14 protein-coding genes and 1 pseudogene are annotated in these 18,676 nt (G+C 65.8%); 8 read left to right on the top strand and 7 right to left on the bottom strand.

Going from position 1 to position 18,676, the window contains the following annotated elements; genetic code table 11:
* Positions 1-9: 9 nt before the first annotated feature.
* Genes XH79_RS04945 through XH79_RS04935 form a run of 3 tightly spaced genes read right to left on the bottom strand, consistent with a single transcriptional unit; the run spans position 10 to position 4,762 of the window.
* A complete protein-coding gene (locus tag XH79_RS04945) occupies positions 10-2,823 on the bottom strand; it encodes a DUF4159 domain-containing protein (protein WP_271580902.1) in 2,814 nt (937 codons plus the stop codon).
* Positions 2,820-3,764 carry a DUF58 domain-containing protein gene (locus XH79_RS04940; RefSeq protein ID WP_271580901.1) on the bottom strand — a complete coding sequence of 315 codons (945 nt, stop codon included), beginning with the start codon at positions 3,762-3,764 and terminating at the stop codon, positions 2,820-2,822. The genes XH79_RS04945 and XH79_RS04940 overlap by 4 nt, the downstream gene beginning before the upstream one ends.
* Complete coding sequence (locus tag XH79_RS04935; protein ID WP_271580900.1) at positions 3,764-4,762, bottom strand: AAA family ATPase; 999 nt, start codon at positions 4,760-4,762, stop codon at positions 3,764-3,766. The genes XH79_RS04940 and XH79_RS04935 overlap by 1 nt, the downstream gene beginning before the upstream one ends.
* A gap of 264 nt (positions 4,763-5,026) precedes the next feature.
* On the opposite strand from XH79_RS04935, the gene XH79_RS04930 reads away from it, so the two are divergent.
* The 7 genes from XH79_RS04930 to XH79_RS04900 all read left to right on the top strand — a co-directional run bounded on the left by XH79_RS04930 (position 5,027) and on the right by XH79_RS04900 (position 10,226).
* Positions 5,027-5,638 (top strand): DUF1285 domain-containing protein, encoded by a 612-nt coding sequence (locus tag XH79_RS04930; RefSeq protein ID WP_212347624.1) that lies wholly within the window; start codon positions 5,027-5,029, stop codon positions 5,636-5,638.
* Positions 5,635-6,318: a CoA pyrophosphatase gene (locus tag XH79_RS04925; RefSeq protein WP_212347627.1), complete on the top strand. Its 684-nt coding sequence runs from the start codon at positions 5,635-5,637 to the stop codon at positions 6,316-6,318. The genes XH79_RS04930 and XH79_RS04925 overlap by 4 nt, the downstream gene beginning before the upstream one ends.
* On the top strand, positions 6,315-6,578 hold the full coding sequence (locus XH79_RS04920; protein ID WP_271580899.1) for a DUF6111 family protein: 264 nt from the start codon (positions 6,315-6,317) through the stop codon (positions 6,576-6,578). Before XH79_RS04925 ends, XH79_RS04920 begins: the two co-directional genes overlap by 4 nt.
* Before the next feature lie 10 nt (positions 6,579-6,588).
* Positions 6,589-7,845 carry a CCA tRNA nucleotidyltransferase gene (locus XH79_RS04915; protein ID WP_271580969.1) on the top strand — a complete coding sequence of 419 codons (1,257 nt, stop codon included), beginning with the start codon at positions 6,589-6,591 and terminating at the stop codon, positions 7,843-7,845.
* Positions 7,842-8,612, top strand: a complete 771-nt coding sequence (locus XH79_RS04910; protein ID WP_271580898.1) for a sulfite exporter TauE/SafE family protein — start codon at positions 7,842-7,844, stop codon at positions 8,610-8,612. Before XH79_RS04915 ends, XH79_RS04910 begins: the two co-directional genes overlap by 4 nt.
* A gap of 290 nt (positions 8,613-8,902) precedes the next feature.
* Entirely contained in the window at positions 8,903-9,931 is a 1,029-nt protein-coding gene (locus tag XH79_RS04905) for a transglycosylase SLT domain-containing protein (protein WP_271580897.1), read from the top strand.
* Between the two features lie 55 nt (positions 9,932-9,986).
* Positions 9,987-10,226 carry an outer membrane protein gene (locus XH79_RS04900; protein WP_212347642.1) on the top strand — a complete coding sequence of 80 codons (240 nt, stop codon included), beginning with the start codon at positions 9,987-9,989 and terminating at the stop codon, positions 10,224-10,226.
* Positions 10,227-10,343: 117 nt separating this feature from the next.
* Here the strand turns inward: XH79_RS04900 and XH79_RS04895 are convergent, their stop codons facing one another.
* The 3 genes from XH79_RS04895 to XH79_RS04885 form a co-directional block, all read right to left on the bottom strand.
* Entirely contained in the window at positions 10,344-11,654 is a 1,311-nt protein-coding gene (locus XH79_RS04895; RefSeq protein WP_212347645.1) for an HlyD family type I secretion periplasmic adaptor subunit, read from the bottom strand.
* Positions 11,651-13,357 carry a type I secretion system permease/ATPase gene (locus XH79_RS04890; protein WP_271580968.1) on the bottom strand — a complete coding sequence of 569 codons (1,707 nt, stop codon included), beginning with the start codon at positions 13,355-13,357 and terminating at the stop codon, positions 11,651-11,653. Before XH79_RS04890 ends, XH79_RS04895 begins: the two co-directional genes overlap by 4 nt.
* 330 nt (positions 13,358-13,687) lie before the next feature.
* Complete coding sequence (locus XH79_RS04885; RefSeq protein ID WP_271580896.1) at positions 13,688-17,239, bottom strand: DUF5801 repeats-in-toxin domain-containing protein; 3,552 nt, start codon at positions 17,237-17,239, stop codon at positions 13,688-13,690.
* Positions 17,240-17,696: 457 nt separating this feature from the next.
* Between XH79_RS04885 and XH79_RS04880 the strand changes: the two are divergent.
* Positions 17,697-17,837 (top strand): annotated as a pseudogene (locus tag XH79_RS04880) (sulfite exporter TauE/SafE family protein); the annotation flags it as partial.
* A gap of 102 nt (positions 17,838-17,939) precedes the next feature.
* Here the strand turns inward: XH79_RS04880 and XH79_RS04875 are convergent.
* Positions 17,940-18,479 carry a GNAT family N-acetyltransferase gene (locus XH79_RS04875; protein ID WP_271580895.1) on the bottom strand — a complete coding sequence of 180 codons (540 nt, stop codon included), beginning with the start codon at positions 18,477-18,479 and terminating at the stop codon, positions 17,940-17,942.
* Between the last annotated feature and the right edge of the window lie 197 nt (positions 18,480-18,676).

Here is an 18,676-nt window from a genome sequence, read left to right as displayed (position 1 = left end):
GGATCATGCTCATTGCCCCAGCCGTTCGATCAGGGCCGGTGCGTGCACCTGGTCGGCCTTGTAGTTGCCGGTCAGCGTGTACATCACGATGTTGGCGCCGGCGCGGTAGGCGAATTCGCGCTGGCGGGTGTCGCCGCTGGTCACCGGCAGCATGTACTGGCCGTCGGGGCGCACGGCCCAGGCGCCGGCAAGATCGTTCGAGGTGATGATGATCGGCGAGACACCGTCGCCGCCACGCGCCGGGCGCTGCGCGCTGTCCTCGTCCTCGTCGCGCGGCAGGGTCTCGACCCAGGTCTGGCCGGTGTTGAAGCGGCCGGGGAAGTCGCGCAGCAGGTAGAAGGTCTTGGTCAGCACGTGCTCGCGCGGCACCGGCTCGAGCTCGGGCACGTCGAGCGAGGACAGGATCTCGCGCAAGGCCCGCATGCCCGGCGTCTGCGAGGCGCCGTTGTCGCCGGGAGGCGCCTCATAGGCGTCGCGGGTATCGAACAGCACGGTGCCGCCCTGCTTCATATAGGCGTCGATCTTGTTGATGGCGTCCTGCGGCGGCTTGGGCGCACCGGGCACGATCGGCCAGTAGATCAGCGGGAAGAAGGCGAGCTCGTCGCGCGCGGGATCGATGCCGACGGGATCGCCGGCCTCCAGCGCCGTGCGCTGCGCCAGGAACAGCGTCAGTCCGGTGAGGCCGGCCTTGACGATGGAATCGACGTCGGCATTGCCGGTGACGACATAGGCGAGGCGGGTCTGCGACACCGCCTTCATCGCGAACTCGTCCGCGGCGCTGTCGGCACGCAACGGCGTCGGCGACAGTGCAATGGTGCCCGCAAGCGCGAGCCCGAGGACGATCATCGCCGGCGCAGCGCGGCGGCGCAGCAGCGCGGCGAGGCCGCCGCCGAGCAGTGCGACGATGATGGCGTCGATCAGGAACAGCCCGAGCGCGGTCGACAGCAGCCAGCCGCGCAGATCGCGCGGTTCGGCATTGGTGTAGGTGGCGTGCCGGGCGCGCAGGCTCGCGGTGTTCAGGGCGGCGATGCGGTCGGCGCTGGCAAGCGTGTTCACGGCGAGCGGTCCTTCTGCGGGACCATAGAAGCCCGGCGGATGATCGGGTGTGGCGCGGTCGCGATAGTCCGCAGGCAGCGGCTTTGCGGTCGCCGGCGGCGGGCCGAACGCACCGAAGCCGTCGAGGATGTGCAGCGGCGCCACCGTTTCAGTGGTCGCCTCGCTGGCAACGCCGGGGCCGGGCTTGCTGGTGTAGCCGGACATGTCGACGACCCGCCTCAGCATTTCGACGAAGATGCCCGACATCGGCAGATCCGACCAGCGCATGTCGGCGCTGACATGGAACAGGCTGACGATGCCCTTGCCGCGATGCTCGCCGGTGACGAGCGGCGTGCCGTCTTCCAGCGAGGCCCAGCTCTTGGTGGCGAGCACCGCGTCGGGCTCGGCCAGCACCTGGCGGCTCACGGTGACGTCCTTGGGCACCACGACGCCGGCGAACGGGCCGTCGCTCGCGAAAGAGGCGAGATGCTGCGGCTTCTCCCAGGTCAGGCTGCCGCCGAGCGTGCGGCCGCCCTTGCGAAGCTTCACCGGCACGAGATCGTCCTCGGCCTGCGCGAGGCGGGGACCTGCGAAGCGCACCAGCACGCCGCCCTGGTCGATCCAGGCGTTGAGGCGCTCGCGGATTTCGGGGGCGATGGTGCCGACATCGGCGAGGATGATCATCGGCAGCTTCTGGTCCAGGAACTGCGTGATGCCCTGCTGCGGCGAGCCCTTGTCGGCGAGCCGCACGTCGGCGAACGGCGCCAGCGCCCGGGTGAGGTAGAAGGTTGGCGCCAGCAGCGGCTGCGCGGTCTCGCTGGTCGAGCCCGAGACGATGCCGATGGCACGGCGGCGCCAGCGCTTGTCGAGCAGCTGCACCGCGCCGGCCGAGCGCTCGCCCGAGATCTCGAGCCGGGTGATGTCGTTGCGCAGCTCGACCGGCAGGTCGAATGCGGCGTCGGTCTCCTTGTCCTGCGGGCCGAACGAGAAGCGCGCTTCGCCGATCGGCGAGGCCTTCTGGTCCAGCGCGCGCACGGTGCCGACCGCAATGCCGCTGTCGGTGCGCAGCACCTTCACCGTCATCTTCGCCGCGGCGTTCTCGGCCGCGACCAGCGCCAGCGGCGAGGAGGTGCCGCCTTCGAAGATGGTCAGGCTGCGATCCCCTAAGGTCTTGCCGAGGCCAGCTACGAATTCCTCGCCGCGGCCGGTGTCGACGCCATCGGACAGCCAGGCGATCTCGCAATCGCCGGTCGCCTTGAGGAAGCGGTCGACCGCGGCGAGCGTCTCGACGCGCTCGATCGAATAGGGCTTTGGCGCGAGCTGGCGCAGCGCCACGCGCGCCGCGCCCGCCGGCATCAGGGTGATGTCGCGGTTCGGCTCGGACAGCGGCACCAGCGCGATGGCGCGGCGATCATTGTCGGCATTCGCGATCAGCTCGTCGGCGGCCCTGATCCTGACGTCCCAGTTCGAGGCCGCGCTCCAGCCGTCGTCGAGCATGATCATCAGTGGCGCCTTGCTGCCTGCGGCGCCGACCTGCGGATTCCAGATCGGGCCGGCGGCGGCGAAAATGACGAGGGCCGCAGCCAAAAGGCGTAGCGCGGTCAGCCACCACGGCGTCCGCGAGGGCGTCTCCTCGCGCGGTGCGATGTCGAACAGCAGTCGTGTCGGCGGAAACTCGATGCGGCGCGGCCGCGGCGGCATCACGCGGAGCAGCCACCATAGCACCGGCAGGCTGACGAGGCCGATCAGGAGCAACGGTTCGGTGAAAGCGAGCGGTAATCCCATCATGCGGCCGGCCCCGCCTTGATGGTCGTGGTGCGCGCGCCAGATTTGCTCACCTGCATGCCGGCGTGCAGATACAGCAGCAGCTCGGCGGCGGAGCGGTCGGTCGCATGCGTCGTGAACAGCCAGTCGAGCTTCGAGGTCTCGGCGCGGATCTGGTCGCGATGCAGCGCAAGGCGCGCGGTGTAATCCTGCGCCCAGCTCTCGGCGCGGCCGGCGGTGATCACGCCAAAGCCCTCGGGCTCGACGAACTCGATGCGGCCGGAATAGGGGAACGACTCCTCGGCGGGATCGACGACCTGCACCATCGTGCCATGCGCGCCGGAGCCGGAGAGCCCGGCGAGCGTCGCACTGATCTCGGAGATCGGCGACCAGAAATCCGACAGCACGATGATCTCGGCGAGCGCGGACGGAACGAAGGAGGGCGGCAGGCTGAGACGGTCGGCATCGTCATGCAGCATCGCCTGCGCCATCTTGTCGATGACGCTGCGGCTCGCGGTCGGCGCCATCAGCCCGGGAATGCCGACGCGTTCGCCGCCCGACACCAGCAGCTCGGCCAGCGCGAAGGCGACGATCAGCGTCCGCTCGAGCTTGGATTCGCGCGCGGCCTTCGAGGCGAACGCCATCGAGGGCGAGCGGTCGGGCCAGATCCAGACGGTGTGCGAGGCTTCCCATTCGAGCTCGCGGACATAGAGATGGTCGTCGCGCGCCGAGCGGCGCCAGTCGACGTTCTGCGCCGGCTCGCCGGAGACGAAGCGGCGGTATTGCCAGAAATTTTCGCCGGAGCCGGCGCGGCGACGGCCGTGCAGGCCGTGGATGACGTTGGCGGCAACGCGGCGGGCTTCGAGGACAAGGCGCGGCAGCGAAGCGGCGAGCGTACGGCTTTCGCCATCGGCACGTCGGATCGCAATGATCTCCTTCGCTGTGTGCCCGGTCTCTGCGGCCATCAACCGATCCGTGTCTTCAATTGCCGGATCACGTCCGGAATCGTGCGCCCTTCGGCGCGCGCCTGGAACGTCAGCGCCATGCGATGCTTCAAAATGGGCTCGGCAAGGTCGAGCACGTCGTCGATCGAGGGTGCGAGACGCCCGTCGATCAGCGCGCGGGCGCGCACGGCGAGCATCAGCGATTGGCTGGCGCGCGGGCCGGGGCCCCAGGCGATGAACTTGCCGGCTTCGCCGCTCTCTTCGCCCGGACGGGCCGAGCGCACCAGCGACAGGATCGCTTCCACCACGGAATCGCCGACCGGCAGGCGGCGGACCAGCCGCTGCGCGGTGATCAGCGCATCCGCACTCATCGAGCCCTTCGCCAGCGTCTCCTCGGCGCCGGTGGTTTCGAACAGGATGCGTCGCTCGGCCTCGCGGTCGGGATAGTCGACGTCGATCTCCATCAGGAAGCGGTCGAGCTGCGCTTCCGGCAGCGGATAGGTGCCTTCCTGCTCCAGCGGGTTTTGCGTGGCGAGCACGTGGAAGGGTTTCGGCAGATCATGACGCGCGCCGGCAACGGTGATGTGCTGCTCCTGCATCGCCTGCAGGAGCGCGGACTGCGTGCGCGGGCTGGCGCGGTTGATCTCGTCGGCCATCAAGAGCTGCGCGAACACGGGACCGGCAATGAAGCGGAAGGCGCGCCTGCCCGCGGTGCTCTCATCCAGCACCTCGGCACCGAGGATGTCCGACGGCATCAGGTCGGGCGTGAACTGGATGCGCTTGGCGTCCAGACCGAGCGTGACGCCGAGCGTCTCGACCAGCTTGGTCTTGGCAAGGCCGGGCACGCCGATCAGCAGCGCATGGCCGCCGGAGAGGATCGTGACCAGCGTGTTCTCGATGACGCGGTCCTGGCCGAAGATGACGGATGCGATCGCCTCCTTCGCCGCGCGAACCTGGGCCGACACCTGCTCGGCCGAACGGACGATCCCGTCCTCGAGTTTCTCGACACTCTCCGCCATTTCGCTCGCTCCTTCAGCCTGCCATGCGGCTTGCTTGCGTCGTCACTTTCCTGCGTCGTCACGCCAGCACATGGGCCCTATGCTAGACTTGCAGGAAGGCCATGTATTCGTTGAATTAACCTATCCCCACCTTATCGGCTTAAGGGTATGTAGGGCATCACGAAGTGGCGACCTGCACACCGGACTAATCCGGGGTGGAACCGAGCACCAATCTACGACGTAGACCTGCACCAATCGTGCCAGATGACAAAGTCAGGGCAAACCATGGCGAACCAAGGGCAGAGCGCCGAGCGCGGTCTTGAGGGGCTGACTGCCGCCGCCAAAAGTGCTGCCAGTGCCGAAGGCGCCAAAAAGGGCCTGCCTCCGGTGCATCTGTGGAATCCGCCGTTTTGCGGCGATCTCGACATCCGAATCGCTTCCGATGGTACTTGGTTCTACATGGGGACGCCAATCGGGCGTCACGCCCTCGTCCGCCTGTTCTCGACTATCCTGAAGCGCGAGGGCGACAAGCATTTCCTCGTGACGCCGGTGGAGAAGGTCGGCATCCGCGTCGACGACGCGCCGTTCATGGCGGTCGAAATGCAGAAGGAGGGCGAGGACAACCATCGCGTGCTGAGCTTCCGCACCAATGTCGACGACTGGGTGATTTGCGATGCCGCGCACCGGCTGCGCTTCGAGCAGGCGGCGGACGGCGGGCTGACGCCTTACCTGCATGTCCGCGCCGATCTCTGGGCCAAGGTGACCCGTGCGCTCTACTACGATCTGGTTGACATGGGCGAGGAGCGGATGGTCGATGGCCAGCCGATGTTCGGCGTCGAGTCGGCCGGCGAATTCTTCGCCATGGCCGACGCGGAGCAGGTGAGGGCCGCGCTTTGAACAAGCCTATCCCCGATAGCAAGCCTGAGCGCGAACCCGTCGCGCTGGGAGCTACGGATTTCTTCGCCCGCTCGCGGGCTCGGCTCGGCTTCGACGTGCCGCCCGGCCTCTACGACCCCAACATCATTCCCGCCTCGGGCGATCCCGGCACCGACAAGATGCTGGAGATCATCGCGCGCGAGCAGCCGGTGCGCCCCGCAGCGGTGCTGATCGCCGTGGTCGACCATCCCGAGCCGACCATTTTGCTGACGCAGCGCTCGGCCCATCTCAACGATCACGCAGGCCAGATCGCCTTTCCCGGCGGCAAGATCGACGCGACCGACGCGTCGCCGCTCGATGCCGCGCTGCGCGAGGCCGAGGAGGAGGTCGGTCTGTCCAGGGATTTCGTCGAGCCGATCGGCTATCTCGATCTCTATGGCACCGGCTTCGGCTTCCGCATCCTGCCGACGGTCGCCAAGGTGCGGCCGGGCTTTGCGCTCACCATCAACCATTCCGAGGTTGATGACGCGTTCGAGGTGCCGCTATCTTTCCTGATGAACCCGGTGAACCATCAGCTGCACAGCAAGGAATTCCGCGGCATGGAGCGGTTCTACTACGCGATGCCGTTCGCGGAGCGCTACATCTGGGGTGCGACGGCCGGAATGCTGCGTGTGCTGTATGAGCGGATCTATTCATCATGATCCGGACGGTTCTGACCGAGATCGGAATCTTCCTCATCCCCTTTGCTGTCTATGCGTTGTTCCTGGCCGCTACCCGTTCCGGACTGTTCGCGCGATCGTCCTGGCCGGTCACCATCGTCTCCCGCCTCGCCCTGGTCGCGGTCGCGCTGGTGATCGCGGGCCTGATTGGCCTTGCACAATTCTCCGGCGGCGGACCGGATTCGACCTACGTTCCCGCTCATATCGAGAACGGCAAGTTCGTGCCGGGCACGGAAAGATAGGATCTGGATGATGAGCGCGGAGCCGATCCTTGCCGATGCGCCCTGGCTGACTGCAGGCGGGACCGCGCGCGTCCTGCAATTGCTCGGCGCTGATGGCGAGGAGGCGCGGGTGGTCGGCGGCGCCGTGCGCAACGCGCTGCTCGGCCTCGTGCCCGGCGACATCGACATCGCGACCACGGCGTTGCCGGAGGAGGTGATCCGCCGCGCCAAGGCCGCCGGCATCAAGAGCGTGCCGACCGGCATCGACCACGGCACCATCACGCTGGTTATCGACGGGCATCCTTACGAAGTCACGACGCTGCGCGAGGACACCGAGACCTTCGGCCGCAAGGCCAAGGTCGCGTTCGGCCGCGACTGGGTGAAGGACGCCGAGCGGCGCGATTTCACCATGAACGGCCTGTCGGTCGACGCACGGGGCGTCGTCTACGACCATGTCGGCGGCATCGCGGATGCGAAAGCACGCCGCGTGCGCTTCATCGGCGATCCCGACCAGCGCATCGCCGAGGACTATTTGCGCATCCTGCGCTTCTTCCGCATCCACGCCGCCTTCGGGGTCGGCGTGCCCGACCGCGACGGCTATCTCGCCTGCATCCGGGGACGCGCGGGCCTTGCCAGCCTGTCGGCCGAGCGCGTGCGCATGGAGATGCTGAAGCTGCTGGTGGCAGCTCGCGCCTCCGCGGCCGCATTGGCCATGGCCGACGGCGGATTGCTGCAAACGCTGATCGGCGGCGTCGCCTATACCGGCCCGCTGGAGATGATGATCGCGATCGAGCGCGAGCTTGGCCTCAGCCCCAGCAGCACGCGGCGCCTCGCCGCGCTGACGGTCGCCGTGACGGAGGACGCCAAGCGCGTCGCCGTGCGCCTGCGGCTCTCCAATGCCGAAGCCAAGGCGCTGGATTCGATGGGCCATCGCTGGTGGCGGTTTGCCGCCAAGGACGAGGCCCATGCACGGCGGCTGCTCTACCGGCTCGGCCCTGAGCGCTATCACGATCGCGTGTTGCTCGCCTGGGCGCGCGCCGCCGGTGAGGTGCATTCGCCGCGCTGGCGTGCGCTCGCCGAGTTGCCGCAGCGCTGGACTGCGCCGAAATTCCCGCTGCGCGCCGCCGACTTCATCGCGCGCGGCCTCGCGGAAGGACCCGCGCTCGGACATGTGTTGACGCTCGCCGAGGACGCTTGGCTTGCGGCGGATTTTCCCCTAGAGGAAGCCGCGCTCGCTTCCATCGCCGATCAAGCTGCGGCACGCGTCAGCCGCGACGGGAAAACGTGACCATCGTTTCAGGCTTCGCCGACATCTCGATCCTTCAGCTCCTGCTGGTCGCGTTGATGGCGTTGTTTGCTTCGATCATCGGTGGTCTCGCCGGCTACGGCACCGGCGCCTTGATGCCCTTGGTGCTGGTGCCGCTGGTCGGCGCCGAGCCGGTGGTGCCGATCATCGCGATCTCCGCGATGCTGACCAATGCGAGCCGCGCGCTTGCCTATGTCCGCCATGCCGACCGTCGCCGCGCGCTGATCGTGCTCGCCTGTGCGGCGCTGACCACCGCGCTCGGCGCCTACGGCTATACGCGCCTCACCAATGCCGGCGCCGCGCTCGTGATCGGCACCATGCTGATGCTGAGCGTGCCGCTGCGCCGCGTGCTGCGACGGCGCCAGGTCAGGATCGGCGACACCGGCCTTGCCGCCGGCTCCGTCGGTTACGGCGTGCTGGTCGGCGGCACCTCCGGCTCCGGCGTGATCCTGCTCTCGCTCTTGATGGCCGCGGGCCTCGAAGGCGCCGCCGTGATCGCGACCGACGCGATGATCTCGCTCGGCACCGGCCTCATCAAGATCTCGGTGTTCGGCCTCGCCGGCGCCGTCACCGCGCAGGTGCTGGCCTTTGCACTTCTGATCGGCGGCATCGCGATCCCCGGCGCGTTCCTCGCAAAGGCTTTCGTCGAGCGGATGCCGGTGCACATCCACACGGCGATCCTCGACGTTGCGGTCATCACCGGCGGGCTGGTGATGATCTCGGCGGCGGCGAGGCAGCTGATAGGGTAGATGCGGATCGAAGCCTGTCGGGGCGCATAGCCACAAACGCCGCCTTCCGAGTCCAAACTGGAAGTCGCCGCGCTTGGCTGTCACGGCGTCTCATGACCCATCGCCCCCCACAAGCGTCTCCCACCAGGGGCCGCTTGTGACACAAAAGGGGAACAAATCGAGTTGCGAGGCAGAAAGCCTGCTCTGGTTCACCACATTTAAACCTTAAGATTCTACGAAGAGGGGTCACCCACAGGGCGCAGGACCATGCGAACAGCCTTTGTACAGAAGCCATCCGTGGACTTCGGGCGGTGAAGGTTTGGCAGACCAGCTGCATCGTGGCTGTCATCGCATCCGTGGGATTTTATCTGGCTGCCGGTAACAGACCGGCCGCGACGGTGCCGGATGTCATGCCGGAAGCGACAGCGAGCATGGCGGCTCCTGCGAACATGGTGACGCCTGACTTGTACGCAGAGGCATCCGCCAGACTTGCGGCAGCGCTTCGGACAGAAAGAGCAGAGCTTGGCTCGGTGACGTCAGCAGGTACCGGGCCGTTGAGCACTGAAGCCGAGATCGTCGATGGAGCCGTCGCGCCAAAATTGGCGTCGTTGGGACAGGATGTCGTCCAACCGCTGCCGCCAGAGCGCGATGCGTCCAACGATGCTCCGAAGGCGGCGTCGGCGCAGGATTTCCGTTATCTGGTCTACTACGTCTGGTCCGAACTGCCGCCCGCCGAGAAACCGGCGGAGATCGTCTTGCGTGCGTTCAAGGATATTCCGGTCGGTACACCGGCCGAAGAGATCAAGCGCGCTTCCGACGCGTTTGGTCTCGATTTCAATTTCATGATGGCGGTTGCCAAGATCGAATCCGGTTTCAACCCCAATCAACGCACCGGGTCGTATATCGGGCTGTTTCAGCTGAGCCAATATGAGTTCGGGAAGTTCGGCTTCGGGCAGATTCGCAGTCCGCGGGACAACGCCGTTGCGGCTGCCTACAAAATCATTACCGAAGGCGTCCAGTTCGCGTGGATCACGCACCGGACGCCGGACATGAGCGATCTCTACCTGATCCATCAGCAGGGCTGGGAAGGCGCCGCTGAGCACATCAGCCGGCCCGCTCGCACCGCCTGGAAATCAATGTGCGCCACCAGCGAAGGCAAGGAGAAGGGTGAGAGGTGGTGCAAACGCGCGATTTGGGGCAATGCACTTCCGGCCTTCAAGCGCACCTGGAAATCGGTGGACAACGTGACGTCAGAGGCGTTCGTCGGCATGTGGCGCGGCCGGGTCGCCGAATTCTACACGAAATATGTGGCGACTGCTGCAGCGGCGGCAAGCCAATAGTTCGGGCAGTATCGTCACCAACCTCGTTCCGCCGATCCTGGGACCCCTGGGCTCCATGAACGCTTCTGACAGTGTCGTCCTGATCGGCTACGCGGTTGGCGGCGGTGTCGAATACGCCTTGGGGGCGGGGTGGTCGATCAAGGGCGAATATCTGCACATGGGCTTCGGAACGAAAAGCTACAACTTGACTGGCTCGCTTCAATCTCCGGCCGGGTTGACGGGCGTCATCGCGACTCACGTCGATATCAAGTCGAGCTTCGACATCGCCCGCATTGGTGTGAACTATCACTTCTAACCAGCAGATCCGAATTGGGGGTGGAATGGGAGGCATCAAGTCTCCCTTTTCGCAAGCGCGCGCCGATTGCGCGCAAGTGTCGAAGCTAACTCGAAGCTGACGTTTTCCGTGCTCGCACTAGCGCTCGCGCCAGGCGCGCATCAGCTGATCGGAGAACGGCTTAACGAGGTACGACATCACGGTGCGCTGACCGGTCTGAATGAAGGCTTCGACCGGCATGCCGGCGATCAGCTTGAGGTCGCCCAGCCGTGCCAGCTCGGCCTCGGGAACGGCGATGCGGGCCACATAGAAGCTCGTCGTGCTCTTCTGGTCGACAGCGACGTCGGCGGACACGTGGCTCACTTCGCCGTTGAGCTGGGGCGTGGTGCGCTGGTTGAAGGCCGAGAAGCGCAACAGCACCGGCTGGCCGACCGACAGACGATCGATCTCGTGCGGGGGAATCCGCACCTCGACGACCAGCGCGTCGTGGGCGGGGACGATGAGCATGATCTGCTCGCCGGGGCTGATCACTCCGCCGACGGTGTGCAGCGCCAGCTGATGCACGGTGCCGTCCTGCGGCGCGCGGATATCGATGCGCTTGAGCTGATCCTCGGCGGCGACTCGTTTCTCGACCAGTTCCGAGGTCTTGGCGCGAATCTCGGCGAGATCCTTTCCGACCTCGGTGCGCAGATCCTGATCGATCTGCATGATCTGCAGCGTGGTCTCGGTGATCCGGCCTCTGGCTTCGGCAATAGCGGCGACCAAGGCACCGCGTTCGCCGTGCAGACGCACCGCGTCGCGCTCGAGCGTCGTCAGGCGCGTGATCTGGACCAGATTCTTCCGCCACAGATCGCGCACGCCCAGAAGCTCCTGGTCGATGAAGGTGGTTTCGCGGTCTTTCGCCTGGATCTGCTCGTCGAGTCCGCGGATCTGCTCGCCAAGCTGGCCGATGCGCTCGTTGAGCTGCGCCTTCTTGCCGGCGCGGGCGGCGCGGCGCAGCTCGAACAGCTTGCGCTCGCCGACGATCAAGCGAGCGACATCCGGATCAGCGGCACGCCCGACGAGGTCCACGGGAAAGCCGAGCCAGTCCTGGCCGTCGCGCTCCGCCTCGAGCCGCGCCCGGCGCGCCGTCTGCTCGTCCAGACTCTTCACGACGATCAGGAGATTGGCCCGCGTCACGGTCTCGTCGAGGCGCACGACCACGTCGCCGGCCTTCACCCGCGCCCCCTCGCGGACGTTGAGTTCTCCGACCACGCCGCCGGTCGGGTGCTGCACCTTCTTGGTGTAGCTGTCCACCACCAGCGTGCCGGAGCCGATCACGGCGCCGGCCAATTCCGTGGTCGCCGCCCAGCCGCCGACGCCGCCGGCGAGAACGATGACCCCGACGAGGCCGGCGCAAAGATGCCGGCGGATCGAGCGCGGAACCACGTTGATCGGCTCGCGGGTCATGGACCAGCTCCCTCGGTCACGACCTTGAGCGGCACCGGCCCCGCTCGCGGCTGCACCATCTTGGTCAGAAGCGCGTCCTTGGGTCCGGACGCCTGCACGCGCCCCTCGGCCATCACGATCAACTGGTCCACGGCCGCGAGCGCGCTGGTGCGATGCGCGACGACGATGACGATGCCGCCGCGCGCGCGCACGCCGTGAATGGCATGCGTCAGAGCCTGGTCGCCCTCGGCGTCGAGATTGGAGTTGGGCTCGTCCAGCACCACCAGGAAGGGATCGCGGTAGAGCGCACGGGCGAGCGCGATGCGCTGCCGCTGTCCGGCAGAGAGCGCCGCGCCGCCTTCGCCGATCGGGGTGTCGTAGCCCTTCGGCAATCGCAGCAGCATCTCGTGCACGCCCGCCGCCCGCGCGGCGGCGATCATCGCCTCCGCGTCGGGGGCCGGTTCGAAGCGGTTGATGTTCTGCGCCACCGTGCCGGCGAACAGCTCGACGTCCTGCGGCAGATAGCCGATGTGGCGGCCGAGCGCCTCGGAGCTCCATTGGTCGAGCGCGGCGCCGTCCAGCCGCACCTTGCCGCGCGCCGACACCCACACGCCGACGATGGCGCGCACTAGCGACGACTTGCCCGATGCGCTCGGACCGACGATGCCGAGCCCCTGTCCCGGGGTCAGTGCGAAGGACGCTTCCTGGACCACGAGGGTCTGTTCGCCCGGCGGCACCACGGAGACGGCCTCGACGGCGAGCGCTTTGCACGGCGGCGGCAACGGCGTCTTCTCCTCCTCGGCCGGGAGTTGCGCCCAGTGCTGCTGCAGGCGTTTCCAGCTCTGCCGGGCCGCAGTCATGCTCTTCCAATGGGCGATGGCGAGCTCGACCGGCGCGAGCGCGCGCGACGCGAGGATCGAGCCGGCAATGATGATTCCGGCGGTCGCCTCCTGGATGATGACGAGATAGCCGCCGACGCCGAGCACCGCCGATTGCAGCACCATGCGGAGCACCTTGGAAACGGAGCCAAAACCGCCGGTGATATCGGCGGCACTGCGCTGGGTGGCCATGTAGCTGTCGTTGGCCTCCGCCCAGCGCGCAGCGAGGCGCCCGCGCATGCCCATGGCCTGCAAGACCTCGGCGTTCCGGCGGCTGGCCTCGGCGAGCGCATTGCGCTGCGCGATCTGGCCGGCGACTTCCTTCATGCGCGCACGCGTCAGCCGGTTGGTCAGAAGGGTCAGGGACACGAGCACCAGCGAGCCGATCGTCGCCGTGAGCCCGATCAGCGGATGAAACAGGAAGCAGATGGTGAGGTAGAACGGAATCCACGGCAGGTCGAACAGCGCGGTGGGGCCGAGCCCGGAGAGATAGCTGCGCACCTGGTCGAGGTCGCGCACCGGCTGCAGCCCGTCGCCGCTCGCGCGCGCACGCAGCGGCCAGCGCGCGACGATGTCGTAGGCGCGCGCCGAAAATGCGCGGTCGAGCCACTCGCCGATGCGGACGAGGATGCGTCCGCGCAGAATGTCGAGGAATGCCTGGAACACGTAGAGGGCGCCGACCAGCGCGGCGAGGCCGATCAGCGTCGGCACGCTGTGGCTCGGCACCACGCGGTCGTAGACCTCGAGCATGAAGAACGAGCCCGTCAGGTACAGCACGTTCAACATGGCCGTGATCAGGCCGAGCCCGACCAGCACGCCGCGGCAGGCCTGAAGCGGCGAGGACATGTTTTGTGGTTGGGCCGACGGGCCGGCACGATCGCCCGCTTGCGCCGGCGTGCGCGCGCGAACGCGCCATGCCAGCAGGCTCAGAATGAACGCGGCCGTAACGAACGGGCTCACCTGGATGGCAAATTCCACCGCGCTGGTGCCGCGCAGGCCCTCGACGTAGCCGATGATCCGACCGCACCAATCGGTCGGATCGCGGCACCACGAGGCGGATGCATCCGACATCAATCTTGCTCCGCTAGCGGACGGCACGGCTCCGGGAGATCGAAGACCGTGGCCGTGGGATCGCCGCTGGGCCCCCCGAAAGGGGCCCAGCCGACGAGTCCGCGATCACACGTTGAGGACACCGTCGAGATTGCTGTCGATCTTGACCGTGAACGTGTCACTTGCCGTGTCGGCATCACCGTCGGTGGCCTGCACCGTATAGTCGAGCGCGAAATCGGGGATGTCGGCCTTCTCGATCGTGGCCACTTGGTGGATCCGCACGCCGCTCTTGTCGGCGAGATTCAGGCCGATGTAGAGCTCGTCGAAGTCATGGGCCGGGTCCGGAGTGAACGTCACGGTCGTTGTTGCACTGCCTTTCGGCGCTGCGAGGTTACTGAACGTGATGGTGTCGACAAGCACACCGTCGTCATAGGCCTCGAACGTGGCACTGAACGTGTTCCCGCCGCCGGTCGCTCCATCGAACACGACCTGAACGCCATCCACATCCTGGCTGAAGCTCATCTTGAGAGCCTCGTCCAGGGTACCGCTGACGTTGGGATCCATCTGGTTGTCCTTCAGGCCGATCCCTTGCGTGCTGACGTTGACATCTTCAATGGGATTGGCGTTCTGGTCGCCGCTGGCTGCCCCAAACTGAGCCTTGAGGGAGGTAGGGCTGCCATCAAAATCGCTGGCGAGGAAGCCATCGAAGGTGACGCCGGTGCCCCCTGGCGCATTGATCGTGATCTCCTCGACCGGGCCGCCCGGATTGACCGAACCGAAATCGAGGAAATTGAGCACGTTCGGGACATCTCGCAGCACGGTGAACGTGTAGCCGCCGGGCTCCGTCGCATCGAGCGTCAGGCGGAACAGGTCGCCGTGAGTCGCGCTCGAGTACGTCAGCACCGTATCGCCTGCCGACAAGGTCTCGGTGATCGTCCCGAGCGGGGTATTGTCCGGCATCGCCTCGAAGCTGGTGATCTTGAAGGGACCCGCCGAGGCGGGGCCGTCTGCGCCATAGTCGAGGAAGCCTGTGTCACTGTCGGACGAATTGGCGGTGAAGGCGACCTGTCCGTCCGCAATGGCCGGGTTGATCGTCGGCCCGTCGTCGTCGAACTTGACGAGCAGGCCGATGTCGTTGCCGGAGTCGGTGGCGGTGTCGCCGTCGCCGTCGGTGCGGGTGACGCTCATCTGCACCGCTCCCGCCGCCAGCGTGATCGTCTCGTCATGCGAGGCGCCGCCGGTCGGATGTTTCAGTGACAGGTACTGGGAGAGGAAGACCTCTCCATTGGTTGCGTTCGTCGCCAATGCGAAAGCCACCGTGCCGGCGGCATTGGCAGTATCACCGCTCGCGTTCTCGGTGCCGACCCTGCCGAGGATCAAGCCCGCGGCCGTGCCGGTGCCGTTGTACATGAAGATCTTGGTGCCGCCGGTGGTCTCCACCCCCGAATCGGTGCCGTTGACCACGCTCAGCGCGTAGCTGAGCTCCTGCGCCGCCGGTCCATCGGCCCCGGCATCGCCGCCGGTCACCGTCGCCAGGGGGTTGGTGCTGCGGGCGAAGCCGATCGCGCCGGTGCTCGGCACATCCGGATCATCGCCCGGCGACGGTACGTTGGTGAACAGGCTCGCGATGGTTGCCGCGCCGAAGGCGATCGCCGTGCCGTCGACGTCGGTGTCCGCCTGCACCCCGACGGTTTCGTCATGGCGCACAGAGGCGGTGCCGCTCGCTGCAGCGGTGATTGTCGGCCCGTCATCGTCGAACTTGATGAGCAGGCCGATGTCGTTGCCGGAGTCGGTGGCGGTGTCGCCGTCGCCGTCGGTACGGGTGACGCTCATCTGCACCGCGCCCGCCGCCAAGGTGATGGTCTCGTCATGCGAGGCGCCGGGAGTGGGATGCTTCAGCGACAGATACTGGGTGAGGAAGACCTCGCCATTGGCCGGGTTGGTCGCCAGCGCGAAGGCCACCGTGCCGGCGGCATTGGCGGTATCACCGCCCGCGTTCTCGGTGCCGACCCGGCCGAGGATCAAGCCTGCGGCGGCGCCGGTGCCGTTGTACATGAAGATCTTGGTGCCCGCGGTGGTCTCCACCCCCGAGTCGGCGCCGTCAGCCACGCTCAGCGCATAGCTGAGCTGCTGCGCCGCCGGCCCGTCGGCCCCGGCGCTGCCCGTCACGGTCAGTAGCGAAGCGGTGCTGCGGGCGAAGCCGATTGCGCCACTGCCCGTCACATCCGGATCGTCGCCAGCCGACGGCACGTTGGTGAAAAGCGACGCGATCGTCGTCGAACCGAAGGCGATGGCCGAGCCGGCCACATCGGTGTCGTCCAGCCCGGGCGTCTCATCGTGGCGAACCGACGCCGTGCTCGCGACCGCGGCGATCGTCGGCCCGTCATCGTCGAACTGGAGTTGCGTGCCGGCAAACTCGCTCGCGCCCGTGGAGCTCAAGATCGTGAATCCGCCGATGTCGAGGGTGATGTTCGAACCCGGCCCCTTCGTCGGTTGGACGTTTTCGATCAGCACCCGGGTGTGGGCGCTGGTGGTGGTGTATTCAACAACATCCCCGTTCTTGACGCCCGAGACGACCGCCGTATCCCCGTTGAGGTTCGCAGCGACCACAACGCCATTGACCTTCACCTGGGTGATGTTGACCGCGACGTCATCAGCGAATCCCTCGACAAAACCTGTGCCTGTTTCGGCCGCATTCGGATCATTGAAGGCGGAAATCTTGACTGTGACTACGCTACCGGTCGGGTTCACCTGAGCGACCGTGAACGAGGCCGAGGTGACGCCTGGGGTATAGCCGCTAAACTGGATGTTGCCTTCATGGTCGGCCTCTGTAGCGTCGAGACCTGCGGGCGCGTGTGGGTCGGGGTTTGGGGCCACCGTGAAAGATTCGGCTGGATCATTTACGAAAGTGAAACTTAAGCCATTGCCCGGCGCGAGATGCTGGCCGTTCACTCCAACGGTCGCGTGGGGGCCGGCCTGGCTGCTGCTGACCGTGTCGCCTTTATTGTCATTGTCCTCGGTGTTCGGGTCGGGGCTGCGCCCGGTCACCACGATGCCGCTGGTGCTGACGCCCCCGGGATTGTTGCCGAACATCATGAACTCGTTGGCGCCCGATGGTGCATTGTCGAAGACGAAGGTCGTTGATTGTGTCGCCGCGACCTTGATGTTGTTGTCGAGATTGACAGTGAAATCGTGATCGTTGGCGTCCGTGTGCTTCAGCGGCTCGAAAAGCGCGGTCCAGAACTTGCCGCCGGTGACCAGTGTTCCGGTCTTGGTCTCTTCGAGATAGATCGCAAAAACTATGGCGCCGTTCGCATCCGCCCCCCCTCCGACCGCCGCGCCCTCTCTGCCGAGGACGACGTTGTCGTTATTGGGATCGGCGTAGAGGAAGATCTGCCTGCCCTCGAGGGTGTAAAGCCCGCTGGGATCCCCGTTAAGCGCACCGTTGGTTGCGTCCACAAAGCCGAGGCCATTGATGGTGAAACCAGTGTCGGGCGTGACGGTGACATCATCGCCCCCTCCGCCTGCGACTTGAATTGCATTCGCGAGGTTGACTCCCGCGTCGCTGAACGCGGTCGAGACATTCGTCGGCACGCTGGCTAGCGCGATGTCATCATCCTGCAAGCCGGCCGTTTCGTCGATTTTCGTGCTTCCGCTGACATTGATGGTCAGTGCCATTGTCGTCTCCTATCGGTTCCGAATTGGATGCTGAGAGCCATAAGATCCCTATTTGGGTGGTCGCCGGATCGCACCCTGGCCTGCGAGCGGTGCCGAAAATTCCTGCGTGATCGACATTCCATGCGCCCGCTCTCCGCCGAGCTGTCGCGCTCGCCGTGAGGGTCGTCAGTTTCTGGCAGTCCATGAAAAGGGGGCGTAACGGGTTGAAGGGGCCGTCGGAGAGAGGGGTACCGGCAAGAAAATGATCAAACGCTTTTGCATGCTATGCTCCCTCGATCTGCTGCAAACTGCTGCGGACGACTCGTGGAGAAGCAACCGAAACATTGTCGCTGAAATCGCGACACCTGCACTACGCTGCGGCTGAGCGTAGTGCTCACGAAAGAAATGCGAGCAACCTACGAATTAAGTTCCCTAGTAAATGGGCGGGAAAGTTCCCGGTAAATGGGCGAAGAGGTGGTACTACCTTTGGAGTGGGGGCATCGCCGTACCGTCGGCGATGCGGATGCCGGGGCATATCCACACTGCGATCCTCGACGTTGCGGTGATCACGGGCGGGCTGGTGATGATTTCTTCGGCGGCGAGGCAACTCGTCGCGTAGATGATCACGGCGCAATTGGCATTCGTGCCACCAACGTCGGCTCCGAGCACAAACCGGAAGTCGTCCGGCAGCTTATGACCCCAAAGCGGCCATCGTGCCCAGTTATCGAAACTCGCGGTCGAGCAACCCCATGATGAGGTCGTCATGCCACCGGTCGTTCACCCAAGCAGACTCTCGCTCCTGCCCTTCGACTGCGAAGCCACACTTTCGGTAAGCGCGAATGGCTCGGTGATTATGAGCGAGCACTCGCACCGAGATTCGGTGCAACTTTATCCTCTCAAACGCAAATCCAAGAGCGAGACGCATTGCCTCCGTTCCGATGCCCCTCCCGAGATACTTAGGATCAAGAATACCGACAGCAAATGACGCGCGGCGATCCTGCATATCGACGCGATCGAGGCGGACTTCACCGATCACCTTGGAGGCGTGCTCAATTCCCCATGCAAACGGGTGATCGGATAAGCGCTTGACGATCCCTTCGGCCACCGATCGCGTCATGGGCCGATAAGTGTCACGGCTTCCCCCAAACATTTCGTGAATTTCTGGATCGCCTTCAAGCGCTAGGAAGCCTTCGACATCTTCAGCGCGAACTCGTCGAATAGTCGCCTTGTCGCCGGCAAGTGTTGGAAGCTCATTTTGCATTCACTCAAGATAGCGCACGAAGAAGCTGATGTCTCCTCTATGGCTGACGTATCATCGTTATTCGCCGAGAGGTGCGCTACTGGACGGCGCAGGGCCTCGCCAATCTGCGCTAATACTGGCGCCTGAAGAACATGAAGAGCATCGACGGCCTGCCCACCGACTTTGCCCCCGACAGCATGGCTCCGCCAAGCTGACAG

It is taken from the genome of Bradyrhizobium sp. CCBAU 45389, from assembly GCF_028128625.1.
GTDB lineage: Bacteria > Pseudomonadota > Alphaproteobacteria > Rhizobiales > Xanthobacteraceae > Bradyrhizobium > Bradyrhizobium liaoningense_B.
This window is presented reverse-complemented; position numbering and strand designations above follow the sequence as displayed.